Below are 12,411 nucleotides of genomic sequence, written 5' to 3' on the forward strand. Positions count from 1 at the left end.
AAATTCTAATGCTGGGTCAGTGCACGTCCGGCGGTGGCTTGCAGTGCCTTCGTCAACGTGTCCAGCACTTCGGACTCCAGGTTCCAGCAATGCCAGTACAGCTGGATCGCGGGCGCATGAGCAGGCAGCACGTTGACGAGCTGCCCCTGCTCGAGCAGCCCTTCCACCAGCAACCGCGGGACGACCGCGAGGCCCCAGCCCGCGAGCACCGCCCGCACCTGCCCCTCCGAGCTGGGGACGAACACCTGGCGCAGCGAGACGCGGCGCAGCCCGAACGCCTTGGCCACGAACTCGCGCTGCATGTCGTCCTTGCGGTTGAACGCGATGAAGGGGAGCTCGTGGAAGTTGTGCGCCGTGAGCCCGCGAGGCGCGTTCGCTTCGAGGTAGGCCGGCGCGGCGATGGCGATGTACGCCATCGCGCCCAGCCCCGCCACCCTGCAGCCGCGCAGCGCCTGGCGCACCGTGGTGACGCAACCGAGCACCTGGCCTTCGCGCAGCCATTCGTGGGTGAAGTCCTGGTCGTCGGTGATCACCTCCAGCGGCAGCCCCTGCCGCACCAGTTCGCCCAGCGCCGGCAACGCCCAGGTGGCGATGCTGTCGGCGTTGACGGCGATGGAAACCCGCTCCTCCTCGCGCAGCCCCGCGGCCGAGCTGGGCGCCAGCTCGTGCAGGTCGCGCTCGAGGTCGGCCCGCAGCAGCCGCAGCTGCCGCGTGTGCTTGAGCAGCAGCTGGCCGGCCGCCGTCGGCCGCAGCGGGCGGCTGCGCACGATCAGCACGGTGCCCACCTGCGCCTCCAGCGCGCGCAGGCGCTGGGAGACGGCCGACTGCGTGACCGACAGGCGCCGGGCCGCGCGTTCGAAGCCGCCCTCCTCCACGATGGCGGCCAGGCACTCCAGCGCGGCGGGGTCGTAGGTGCTCATTAGCGTTCCTGATGGATTCGCTGAGAGTTTAATTTGGCTTCATTTCCGCGCGCTCCCGGCCGACACTGGGCGCATGAACATCCTCGTCCTGGGCGCCGGCATCATCGGCGTCAGCACCGCCTGGCACCTGCTGGAACGCGGCCACGCCGTCACCATCGTCGACCGGCAGGACGCCGCCGCGCGCGAGACCAGCTTCGCCAACGCCGCCCAGATCTCGGTGAGCTACTGCGAGCCCTGGGCCAACCGGCAGGCGCCGGCCAAGCTGCTCAAGTGGATGTTCCGCAACGACGCGCCGCTGCTGTTCCGCCCGCAGCTCGACTGGCAGCAGTGGCGCTGGGGCCTGCAGTTCCTGGCCCAATGCAACGACGGGGCCTTCGAGCGCAACGTGCGCCAGCTCGTCGCGCTCGGCTCGTACAGCCACGCGGCGCTCAAGGACGTGGTGCGCGCCACCGGCATCGAGTACCACCGCCTGCAGCGCGGCATCGCCCACTACTACACCGACGAGGCGGCGTTCGCCGGCGCCGCCGACGCCGCGCGCCTGATGCAGGAGTTCGGCGTCGCGCGCCGCGTGGTCTCGCGCGAGGAGCTGCTACGCATCGAGCCGGCCTTCCGATCTTTCGCCCACCGCATCGTCGGCGGCACCTTCACCGCCAGCGACGAGAGCGGCGACGCCCGCGTGTTCACCGAAGCGCTGGCGGCGCGCTGCGCCGCTCGGGGCGCGCGCTTCCTCTACGGCCATGACATCGAGCGCCTGGAAAAGGCCGGCGGCGCGATCGCCGCGGTGCAGGTGCGCGACCGCGCCAGCGGCGCCCGGCAGCGCCTGCAGGCTGACGAGGTGGTGGTGGCCTGCGGCTCCTACAGCGCGCCCCTGCTGCGCAGCGTGGGCGTCGACCTGCCGATCTATCCCGGCAAGGGCTACAGCGCCACCTTCCGCATCCGGCGCCCCGAGCTCGCGCCCAGCGTCAGCACCATCGACGACGAGGTGAAGTGCGCCATCTCCCGCCTGGGCGACGAGCTTCGCGTGGCCGGCACCATCGAGCTGGGCGGCTACGACACCTCGCTGGACAGCCCCGTCGCGCAGGCCCGCTGCCGGATGCTGGCCGAGCGCATCGAGCAGGTGCTGCCCGGCGTGTGCGACACGCGCAGCGAAGCCGAGGGCGGCAATCCGCGCTACTGGACCGGCCTGCGGCCGGCCACGCCGACCAACATCCCCTACATCGGGCGCACCCGCGTGGGCCGCCTGTGGGTGAACGCGGGACACGGCACGCTGGGCTGGACGCATGGCGCCGGCTCCGGCAAGGCGATGGCCGAGCTGATCAGCGGCGAGCAACCCTCGCTCGCCTTCCGCTTCCACGGCTTCGACGCCCCGCGCGAAGGCTGGCGCACGCGCGCGGCCTGAGCCGCAAAGCCCACACGACGCCGCACTGCCGCCGGGACCCGGTAGGCTGCGGTCCCCATGGATTCCGTTACGCAACTGGCGCTGGGCGCCGCCGTCGGCGTGGCCGTGATGGGCCGCCGCACGGCCGTGTGGAAAGCCGCGCTCTGGGGTGGGATCGCCGGCACGCTGCCCGACCTGGACGCCTTCATCGACCACGGCGATGCGGTGCGCAACATGACGCTGCACCGGGCCTGGACCCACGCGCTGTTCTGGGAGACGCTGGCCGCGCCGGTGCTGGCCTGGATCGCGAGCCGGGTGCACGGCGAGCGCGATCACTTCCGGCGCTGGTGGCTGGCGCTGTGGCTGGCCCTGGTCACGCATCCGATGCTGGACACCATGACGGTGTACGGCACGCAGATCCTGCGGCCTTTCACGGACCACCCGTTCGGCCTGGGCAGCATCTTCATCATCGATCCGCTCTACACGGTGCCGCTGGGGTTGGGAGTGGTCGTTGCCCTCGCCCGCCGCGCACCGGCCGGCCTGGCCTGGAACCGCTGGGGCCTGGTCCTCTCCACGGGCTACCTGGCCTGGAGCGCGATCGCCCAGGCCCATGTCCGCGGGGTCGCCGAGGAAGCACTGGCCGCGAGCGGCGCGCCGGCGCAGCGGCTGCTGGTGACGCCTACCCCGTTCAACACCCTGCTGTGGCGCGTGGTGGCCATGCGCGAGGACGGCTACGACGAGGGCTACTACTCGCTGCTGGACGGCCCCAGGCCGATGCGCTTCGAGCGCTTCCCCACCGACCGCGCGCTCGAGCGTTCGCTGCAGGACGTCTGGGCCGTGCGGCGCATGGCCTGGTTCACGCACGGCTTCTACAAGGTGCACTCGCAGGACGGCCAGGCGTTCATCACCGACCTGCGCATGGGGCAGGAGCCCTGGTACTCGTTCAACTTCCTGGTGGCGCGGCAGGAAGGCGGCGCGTGGGCCCCTGTGTCGCCGCGCAACCTCGGCGCGCGCGTCGACCTGGAGGCCGGCCTGGGCTGGCTGGGCCGGCGCATGCGCGGCGAGGACGTGCCGCCGCCGCGCTGACGCGTGTCGCTCAGGCGGGTTGCGCGGCCTGCAGCAAAGCCCACAGCCGGTGGCCCGTCAGCGGCATCTGCAGCCGCGGTGCGACGGCCGCGTAGCCCCCGCGCGCCAGCGCATCGGCCACCGCATTGACCACGCAAGGCGTCGCCCCGATCGTGCCGAGCTCGCCCACGCCCTTCACGCCCAGGGGGTTGTTGGTGCAAGGCGTGGATTCGTCCATGCGCGTGACGAATTCGCAGGCCAGCAGGTCGGCCCGCGGCGCCGCGTAGTCCATCAGGCTGCCGGTGATCGGCTGGCCGCTGCCGGCGTCGTAGACCAGGTGCTCCAGCAGCGCCTGGCCCAGGCCCTGCACCGCGCCGCCATCGAGCTGGCCGCGCACGATGGTGGGGTTGACCACCCGGCCCACGTCGTTGACGCTGCTGTAGGCGACCACGCCCACCTCGCCGGTCTGGGGATCGACTTCCACCTCGCAGACATGGCAGCCGTTGGGCCAGCTCGGGCCCGCGACGGTGGTGCTGCTCTCCAGGAAGATGCGCCCCTGCGGCTGCTTGGCCGCCACGGCGAAGAGGTCGACGGAGAGATCGGTGCCGCGCACCTTGAAGCGTCCCGCCGCGTACTCGATGTCCTGCGCGCTCGCCTCCAGCGACTGGGCCGCGAGCCGGCGCGCTTCCTCCAGCGCCTTCTGCGCGCCTTCGCGCAGCGCCGAGCCGCCGGTGAAGATCGAACGCGATCCCGCGCTGCCGAAGCCTTCGCCACGGTCGGTGTCGCCCAGGACCACGCGCACCCGGTCCATGTCGACGCCGAACACGTCCACCACCAGCTGCGCCAGCGTGGTGGCGATGCCCTGCCCCATCGCGTTGACCGCGGAGAACACCTCGATCACGCCGTCGGCCAGCACGGACACGGTCACCCGCTCCTGCAGCGCGAGGCCGCCGGTCCATTCGAGGAACGTGGCCAGGCCCAGGCCCCGCAGCCGGCCGCGCGCGCGGCTCTGCGCCAGCCGCGCCTCGAAGCCGTTCCACTCCGCCAGCGCCAGGCCCTGGTCCATCACGTGCTCGAAGCGGCCGACGTCGTAGACCTGGCCCATCGGGTTCGTGTAGGGCATCTGCTCGGGCCGGATGAAGTTGCGCCGGCGCAGCTGCACGCGGTCGATCCCGCTCTGGCGTGCCGCCTCGTCCATCAGTCGCTCGATGGTGTAGATCGCCTCGGGCCGCCCCGCACCGCGGTAGGCCCCGGTGGGCGCGGTGTTGGTCATCACGGCCTGGTAGTGGAAGTCCACCACCGGGATGTCGTACACGCTGGTCTGCACCCAGGGCCCGATCAGCAGCTGGATCGCGCAGCCGGTGCCGGTGGCGTAGGCGCCGACGTTGGCCAGCGAATGCAGGCGCAGCGCGAGGACGCGGCCATCGGCGGCCAGCGCCAGCTGCGCGCGCGTGCGCACGTCGCGGCCGTGGTGGGACGAGACGAATTCCTCGCCGCGCTCGGCCGTCCACTTGACCGGCCGCTTGAGCTGCCAGGCGCACCAGGCCAGCGCCACGTCTTCCGGGTACGCGCCGGTCTTCATGCCGAAGCCGCCGCCCACGTCCCCCACCGTCACGCGCAGCTGTTCGGGCTTGAGCCCGAGCAGGTCGGACAAGGTGCTGCGCACGCCCGAAGGCATCTGCGTGCTCATCTGCAGGGTCAGGCGTCCGTCGTCGGCGGTCCAGGCCAGCACCGCGCGCGGCTCCAGCGACAGGGCCGCCACGCGCTGGTTGTCCAGCGCCAGCCGGACCACGTGCGCGGCGCGCGCGAAGGCGGCGTCGACGGCGGCCGCGTCGCCGTAGCGCGTCTCGGCCGCGATGTTGTCGGGCGCGTCGTCGCACAGCACGGCCGCGCCCTGCACCGCCTGGTGCACGTCGACCACGTTGGGCAGCTCCTCGTACTCGACCCACACCGCCTCGGCCGCGTCCCGCGCCTGCTGCAGCGTCTCGGCGATCACCACCGCGACCGGCTCGCCGACGAAGCGCACGCGGTCGTGCGCCAGCACCGGCCGCAGGTGCGACACCCCGGGCGCACCGCCCGCCCGCTTGAAGCCCGTGTTCACCGGCATCGGCTTGACGCCGGCCTGCAGCAGGTCGGCGCCGGTCGTCACCTGCACCACGCCGGGCAGGGCCCGCGCGTTGGAGGTGTCCACCGACACGATGCGCGCATGCGGATACGGCGAGCGCACGAAGGCCACGCGCAGCGGCGTGCCCGGGTGCACGTCGTCGGTGAAGCGGCCCTGGCCCCGCAGCAGGCCCTCGTCCTCGATGCGGGGCACGGCGCGGCCGCTGCCGAAGCGGCCCACGGCGTCGGAGATCGGGAGGTCTGCGCTCATCGGGAGAGTCCTTCGCAAGATGTGGCGAGGCATTGTGCCCGGCACGCGAATTTGCCGCTGGTGCGGCGCAGTCTGCGGGCACCCACCTCGTCATTCCCGCGAAGGCGGGAATCCAGGTGGCGGGCGGTGAAGACGGAAGCAGTGGATGCCCGCCTCCGCGGGCATGACGGCCTTGGCTCACTCGTCCTTCTCGCCCGGCTCGTACAGCGTTTCGCGGCCCATGCGGTCGAGCACCAGCTCCGCCGTCCAGGGCAGCATCAGCGAGCCGCAGCGGCTGTCGCGGTAGATGCGCTCCAGCGGCAGGTGCTTCATCATGCTCTGGCCGCCGCAGGTGCGGATGGCCAGCCGCGCGATGTCGTTGGCGCCTTCCATCACCGTGTACTGCGCGGCGTACAGGCGCATGCGCTCGTCCTTGGACGGATTGGGACGGGCCTCGCGGATCGCGCGCAGGAAGATGCTCTTGAGGTTCTCCAGCTGGATGCGCATCTGCGCCACCGCCACCTGCTTGGTGGGGTACATGCGGCGCTTGACCGGGGGCTCGCCGGGCACTTCGCCGCGCAGGTACTGCACCGTGAAGTCGTAGGCCGCGTTGGCCAGGCCCAGGTAGGTGGGCGCGAGCGTGAAGAACATCGCCGGCCAGGTCTGCGCGCCCTTGAAGTAGACGCCGCGCGGCATGAGCTGCTCGTCGTCGGGGACGAACACCTCGGTGAAGGTCAGGTTGCGGCTCACCGTGCCGCGCATGCCCAGCGGGTTCCAGTCACCGCTGATCGCGAAGCCCTGGCTCGTGGCCGGCACCGCCAGGTACAGCGTGTCGCGCGGGTCGTGCCGCACGCCCTCGCGGTCCTCGGTGCACAGGATGCCGTAGTAGTCGGCCGCGCCGGAGAGCGACGCGAAGATCTTGCGGCCGTTGACCACCCAGCCGCCCTCGACCTTGCGCGCCGTGGTGCCGAAGGGTGCGCGCCCGGCCGCGGCCGCGCTGCCTTCGGAGAACGGCTGCGCGTAGATGGCACCGTCATTCACCACGCGCCGGAAGTGCAGCTCGCGCCGGCGCGCGTGCTCCTCGCGCTCGGCATCCGTCATCGGGATGCCGTCGGCCAGCACGCCGGTCCACATGGTGGAGCAGATGTGCATGTTCCAGGTGAGCGCGGTGGCGCCGCAGAAGCGTCCGATCTCGGCGGCGACCATCATGTAGGTCGCGAAGTCCGCCCCGCCGCCACCCGCCGCCTTGGGCACGCACAGGGCCAGCAATCCGGCCTCGCGCAGGTCCTCGTAGTTGGCGAACGGGAAGCTGGCCTCTTCGTCCCACTGGGCCGCACGCGGCGCGAATCGCGTGCGTCCCAGCTCGTTCGCCAGCGACAGCAGCGAGCGCTGCTGCGGGGTGAGGTCGGTGTCGCCGACGGCGGGCGAAAAGCCCAGCGAGGTCAGGGCGTCCATGCGTCTCCTGTCGTCGGCGCGGCCGCGGGCCGCGCCTGCGTTGTTAGTGCAACAGCTGCCGCGGCAGCGAAAGGAAGTTGAGCACCGCCGCATCGAAGGCGTCCGGTGCTTCCAGGTTCTGCAGGTGGCCGATGCCGGGCAGCTCCAGGTAGGTGCTGCCGACGATGGCCTTGGCCATCTTCTTCATCACAGCCGGCGGGGCGTTGCGGTCGTGCTCGCCGGCCACCAGCAGCGTGGGCACGTGGATGTGCTCCAGGTTGGCGCGACGGTCGAACGTGAGCAGCGCCTCCAGCGCACGCCGGTAGGTGGACGGGTTCACCTGCGACATGCAGTGCAGCGCCAGCCGCACGCCCTCGGGCAGCGACGCCGGGCCGATCATCTGCGGCACCAGCTGCTCGGCGAGCTGCGTCATCGTCTGGCCGGCGTCCAGCGGCGCGGTGCGCTGCGCGAGGAACTCGCGCTGCCAGTCGCCGTCGGGCTTGCCGAAGGCCGGCGAGGTGCCGCACAGCACCAGCCGGCTCACCAGCTGCGGCCGGCGCGCCACCACTTCCTGCGCCACCATCCCGCCCATGCTGTGGCCCACCAGCACCACGTGCTCGCAGCGCAGGCTCTCGATCAGCCTGATGCAGCTCTCGGCCAGTCCCTTGAAGGTGTAGGGCTCGATCGGCGCGCTGTGGCCGTAGCCGGGCATGTCCCAGGCCACCGCGCGGTAGCCGCTGGAGGCCAGCGTCTCGACCTGCGGGGCGAAAGCCAGGTGGCCGCCGCCGATGCCGTGCAGCATCAGCACCGTGGGGCCGGAGCCCAGCGAGGTGAAGGTGGGCAGCGTGCTCATTCGACCAGCCTGCCCTCCTCGACCACCTTGGCGCCGTCCAGCGTCACGGTGCAGTGGCGCAGCGGCAGGTCGAAGTGGCCCAGCGTGTGCCGGCCCGCCACTTCGTTCGCACCGGTGCTGTACAGGAAGTTGCCGGCGAAGGCGCGCAGCTCGGTGCCGTTGAAGTCGCGCTTGTCGTACAGGGCCATGCTGTCCCAGCGCGCGGCCGGGTTGAGCCCGTAGCCGACGTGGCTGACCGCGTAGGCCTCGCGGTCGCCCCAGGCCGCGATGTAGCTGCGCATCAGCTCGGCATCCAGGCCGGTGCCTTCGATGCGCTGCACGTAGTCGGATTCCACGGTGAGCGTGACGGGCTGCTCGACGTAGCGCTTGAAGGTCAGGTTCACGTCGCCGTGCGAGAGCACCAGCCGGCCGTTGACGCTGCCCGCGGCAGGGAAGGCCAGCGCCAGCCCGCCGGGCCAGTGGGTCATGGTGCCGGGCCGCGTGGTGTAGCCCCAGTTGCCGCCGACCACAGCGCGCTCCAGCGAGATCGTGAGGTCGGTGCCGCCGGGCGAAGTGACGTGCATCTGTCTGGCCGAGCGCAGCCGCTTGACGTGCTCCTTCACGCGTAGCTCCAACGAGCCATCGTCCGAAGGAGCCAGCCGGGCCAGCGCCTCGGGATGCTCGTTGCTGACGTAGACCACGCGCGCGCCGCCCTTGAGGATGGCGGGCAGCTCCGGCGCATGCATGAGGCCCTCCACCGTGCAGTCCACCACCAGGGTGCTGCCGGCCAGCGCAGTGACCACGGGCGCTATGTTTTGCAGAGCGTCGGAAGCGCCGGTGGAGCGGGCCTGCGGCGCGCCCCTGGCAAAGCGGGTGGGCAGGGTGAGGCCAAAGACGCGGGCGCCCAGGCGGGCCGCGGCGAGCTGGGCCAGTTCCACCAGGACCGGCCGGCTCTGGCTTTCGCTCAGCACGGCCACGGTGTCGCCGGGTTGCACGGCGCAACGCCGGAGCACGGCCTCGAAGGCCTCCAGCCACGCGGGTTCGATTTTTTCCTGCAACATGGGCGGCAAGGTTTGGTCCATACTACATGAAATTTCATGCAAACCCGCTGATGAGCCCGCCCACACAGGCCCAACCGCCGGCCTTCTCGCTGAGGGAGTTCCGCTCGGCGCTGGGCATGTTCGCGACCGGCGTCACCATCGTCACCGCGACCACGGCCGAGGGCAAGCCGATCGGCCTGACGGCCAACTCCTTCAACTCGGTCTCGCTCGAGCCGCCGCTGGTGCTGTGGAGCCTGGCGCGCGCCGCCGCCTCGCTGCCGGCCTTCAGCACCGGCTCGCACTACGCCATCAACATCCTGGCGGCCGACCAGAAGCTGCTGGCCGAGAAGTTCGCGCTCAAGGGCGCCGACCGCTGGAACGGCGTGGAGTTCACGCGCGGCTGCGGCAATGCGCCGCTGCTCACCGGCGCGGCGGCGGTGTTCGAGTGCTTCAACCGCAGCCGCTACGAGGAAGGCGACCACGTCATCTTCGTGGGCGAGGTCGAGCGCGTGTCGTCCCGGCCGGGCGCCGCCCCACTGCTGTTCCACGGCGGCCGCTTCTACACGGAGCTGCCCCTGTGACCGCGGCGACAGGCGAGCGCTTCGTCGACAACTACCTGGGCTACCTGCTGGGGCAGGCCAACCACGCGCTCTACAAGGACTTCGATGCCCAGGTGCGCGCGCGGGGCCTGAGTTCCATCGAGTGGCGGGTGCTCGCCACGCTGCACGACGGCGGGCCGCTCACGGTGAGCCAGCTGGCGCAGGAGGTGCTGTCCAAGCAGCCCACCGTCACCAAGCTCGTGCAGCGCATGGCCGACCAGGGCTGGGTCGCGCTGCAGGCCTCCCCCGCCGACCAGCGCCGCACCATGGTGTCGGCCACCGCGGCCGGCCGCCGGCTGGTCAAGCCGCTGGTGGAGGAAGCCAAGGAGCACGAGGCGCGCCTCTTGCGCGCGCTGGGCGCCACCGAGAAGAAGGCGCTGCGCCAGCTGCTGGAAAAGCTGGTGGCGGCCCAACCGGAGCGCCGGCTGTAGCGCGCCGCCCGGGTGCCCCGCCGGGAGCGGAGATCGCACCGCGCGGCTAGCATCGCCGGGCGATGATCCAACGAAAAGAACACCTGGACGGCCTGGCCGTCTCCCTGCTCCTGGCCTGCTGCCTGTTCTGGGGCTTCCAGCAGATCCTGATCAAGACCACCGTCGGCGAGGTGCCGCCCCTGTGGCAGGCGGCCCTGCGTTTCATCGGCGCGACCGCGCTCCTTTGGCTCTGGTGCGTGCTGCGCAAGGTGCCGCTGTTCGAGCGCGATGGCACGCTGGGTGCGGGGCTGGTGGCGGGGGCGCTGTTCGCGAGCGAGTTCGCCTGCATCTACGTGGGAATGCGCGACACGACCGCTTCGCGCCTGACGGTGTTCCTCTACACGGCGCCTTTCGTGGTGGCGCTGCTGGTGCCGCGCTTCGTGCCGTCCGAGAAGCTGCGCCCCGTGCAGTGGATCGGCCTGGTGGTCGCCTTCGCGGCGGTGACCGTGGCCTTCAGCGAAGGCTTCGACGGCGGGACCACCCTGCGGCAGCTGCGTGGCGACGCGCTGGCGCTGGCCGCCGGCACGCTGTGGGGGCTGACCACGCTGGTGATCCGCACCTCGAAGCTGGGGTCCACCTCGGCCGAGAAGATCCTGTTCTACCAGGTGGCCGTCACCGCGGTGGCGGCGCCGCTGCTGTCGCTGGTGCTGGGCGAGTCCTGGTCGCTGCGCTACTCGGCCTACGCGTGGGGATCGATCGCGGCCCAGACCGTGATAGGCGCCTTCGCCAGCTTCCTGGCCTGGATGTGGCTGCTGCGGCACTACCCGGCCACGCAGCTGTCGTCGTTCTCGTTCCTGACGCCGGTGTTCGCGCTGGTGTTCGGCGTGGTGCTGCTGCGCGAGCCGCTGACGCTGCAGCTGGTGCTCGCACTGGCGGGGGTGGCGGCGGGGATCGTGCTGGTCAACCGGAAGCCGGCGGCCAGATAGCGGCGGGGGCCCTCCTTGCGTCTTCCCGCGGCGAAGTGACCCCGCGAGAGCATTCCCAATCGATGCAGTGGGAACGCCAGACGTCACTTCGCAATGGAGCCCGCCTGAATGAGAGTCCCTTCGTTCTTACGAAAGGACTACCTGTGCGACGTTCTCACTTTCTGCGTGTCGCGGCCTCGATGGCCGCTGTGACGGCGACCTTCCCCCTGACCGGCTGCGGCGGCGGAGGGTCGGGGGAGCCAGCGCCTGCTCCCGCACCTCCCGAACCACTGCCAGCACCGACCGTGCGGACGTTCGCCTATGTGGCAAACCACGACTCCGGTGATATTTCGGTCTTCGAAGTGGCTGCCAATGGTGCTCTGAAGCTTGTAGATTCGACGCTCGCTGAAAGCGGCGTGTACTCCATTGCCATCCATCCGTCCGGGAGATTCGCCTATGCCACCAGCATGGGGCCGCAGCGGAACATCCTCATCTACGCGGTCGATGCCGCGACTGGTTCACTTTCGCCAAGCCCAGCCGGACACCTTGCAGCAGGACACAAGACAAAGCAGATTCGAATCCAGCCGTCTGGAAGATTCTTGTATGTGAACTCGGGCAGCGACGGCACATTCGGCATCTACTCAGTTGCTCAGGATACGGGTGCATTGGAAGAACTCGACCGCGTGCTGGTGGGTGCCAGCAGCAGTACTGAAGACCTTCAACTCGACGCTTCCGGTCGCTTCCTTTTCGCCACGACATCCGACGGCAGCGTTTCATCGTTTGCCATAGAAGAGGACGGCTTGTTGAGATTGATCGATTCCGCGCCTTCGGGCGAGTCACCGAAAGCTATTGCGGTTGCGCCTTCCGGAAGCAGCCTCTACATCTCCAGTGAAAGCGGCAACATCTCCGCTCATGCGATCGACCCCGAAGGCTTTTTGGGAACCGCACGCTCTGTGGCCGCCGGAACCGAGGCGAGTTCGATTGCGATCGACCCTTCGGGCCGATTCGCATACGTACTGTCTCCGGAGGTTTCCTCGGTGCGGGTGTTGGCTTACTCGATCCATTCACAAACCGGCGAACTCACCTCCGAGGAGAGCCCGACGGCTCTACCGGGCTACGCAACCTCGTTGGCGATCAGTCCCGATGGCCGCTTCCTCTATTGCACGGACACCACTGGCGCGGCGGTGTCCGGATTCGAGATCAACCGAGATCACGGTGCACTGGCCGCCATGACGGAGTCGTTCGTCGCTGGCACCAGTCCGGTGGGCATAACCGTTGTGAGCCTCACAGGCTAGTTTTCTGCCTAGTCGACTGAAGGGCCCGATGTCTCGGGCCCTTTTCCTTTCTCTGCCAGCGTGTTCTTGGCGGCTGTGCTGGATGACGACGGCCTGTGGGCTTCCGCTCAGTTGGGGAGA

11 protein-coding genes are annotated in these 12,411 nt (G+C 70.3%); 6 read left to right on the top strand and 5 right to left on the bottom strand.

Annotated features, from left to right (window positions below; genetic code table 11):
• Positions 1 to 5: 5 nt before the first annotated feature.
• The gene (locus ASG30_RS06835) at positions 6 to 920 is read right to left on the bottom strand and encodes a LysR family transcriptional regulator ArgP (protein WP_055894280.1); all 915 of its coding nucleotides are present in this window, start codon (positions 918 to 920) and stop codon (positions 6 to 8) included.
• Between the two features lie 73 nt (positions 921 to 993).
• Between ASG30_RS06835 and ASG30_RS06840 the strand changes: the two genes are divergently transcribed.
• Positions 994 to 2,319, top strand: coding sequence for a D-amino acid dehydrogenase (locus tag ASG30_RS06840; RefSeq protein ID WP_055894282.1), 1,326 nt, complete (start codon positions 994 to 996; stop codon positions 2,317 to 2,319).
• Positions 2,320 to 2,376: 57 nt separating this feature from the next.
• The gene (locus ASG30_RS06845; RefSeq protein WP_055894284.1) at positions 2,377 to 3,384 is read left to right on the top strand and encodes a metal-dependent hydrolase; all 1,008 of its coding nucleotides are present in this window, start codon (positions 2,377 to 2,379) and stop codon (positions 3,382 to 3,384) included.
• A 10-nt stretch (positions 3,385 to 3,394) separates the two neighbouring features.
• Here ASG30_RS06845 and ASG30_RS06850 read toward each other — a convergent pair whose 3' ends face one another.
• The 4 genes from ASG30_RS06850 to ASG30_RS06865 form a co-directional block, all read right to left on the bottom strand.
• Positions 3,395 to 5,737 carry a xanthine dehydrogenase family protein molybdopterin-binding subunit gene (locus tag ASG30_RS06850; protein ID WP_055894286.1) on the bottom strand — a complete coding sequence of 781 codons (2,343 nt, stop codon included), beginning with the start codon at positions 5,735 to 5,737 and terminating at the stop codon, positions 3,395 to 3,397.
• Positions 5,738 to 5,914: 177 nt separating this feature from the next.
• On the bottom strand, positions 5,915 to 7,171 hold the full coding sequence (locus tag ASG30_RS06855) for an acyl-CoA dehydrogenase family protein (RefSeq protein ID WP_156385450.1): 1,257 nt from the start codon (positions 7,169 to 7,171) through the stop codon (positions 5,915 to 5,917).
• Between the two features lie 43 nt (positions 7,172 to 7,214).
• Positions 7,215 to 8,003, bottom strand: coding sequence for an alpha/beta fold hydrolase (locus ASG30_RS06860; protein ID WP_055894287.1), 789 nt, complete (start codon positions 8,001 to 8,003; stop codon positions 7,215 to 7,217).
• Positions 8,000 to 9,043: a hypothetical protein gene (locus ASG30_RS06865; RefSeq protein WP_055894288.1), complete on the bottom strand. Its 1,044-nt coding sequence runs from the start codon at positions 9,041 to 9,043 to the stop codon at positions 8,000 to 8,002. Before ASG30_RS06865 ends, ASG30_RS06860 begins: the two co-directional genes overlap by 4 nt.
• 50 nt (positions 9,044 to 9,093) lie before the next feature.
• Between ASG30_RS06865 and ASG30_RS06870 the strand changes: the two genes are divergently transcribed.
• The 4 genes from ASG30_RS06870 (at position 9,094) to ASG30_RS22075 (ending at position 12,291) form a co-directional block, all read left to right on the top strand.
• Positions 9,094 to 9,603, top strand: coding sequence for a flavin reductase family protein (locus ASG30_RS06870; protein ID WP_055894290.1), 510 nt, complete (start codon positions 9,094 to 9,096; stop codon positions 9,601 to 9,603).
• Positions 9,600 to 10,052: a MarR family winged helix-turn-helix transcriptional regulator gene (locus ASG30_RS06875; RefSeq protein WP_055894292.1), complete on the top strand. Its 453-nt coding sequence runs from the start codon at positions 9,600 to 9,602 to the stop codon at positions 10,050 to 10,052. The genes ASG30_RS06870 and ASG30_RS06875 overlap by 4 nt, the downstream gene beginning before the upstream one ends.
• Positions 10,053 to 10,114: 62 nt before the next feature.
• Complete coding sequence (locus ASG30_RS06880; RefSeq protein WP_055894293.1) at positions 10,115 to 11,017, top strand: DMT family transporter; 903 nt, start codon at positions 10,115 to 10,117, stop codon at positions 11,015 to 11,017.
• Between the two features lie 284 nt (positions 11,018 to 11,301).
• A complete protein-coding gene (locus tag ASG30_RS22075; RefSeq protein WP_162243717.1) occupies positions 11,302 to 12,291 on the top strand; it encodes a lactonase family protein in 990 nt (329 codons plus the stop codon).
• The last annotated feature ends 120 nt before the right edge of the window (positions 12,292 to 12,411 follow it).

The organism is Ramlibacter sp. Leaf400 (assembly GCF_001424545.1).
Taxonomy (GTDB): domain Bacteria; phylum Pseudomonadota; class Gammaproteobacteria; order Burkholderiales; family Burkholderiaceae_C; genus Ramlibacter.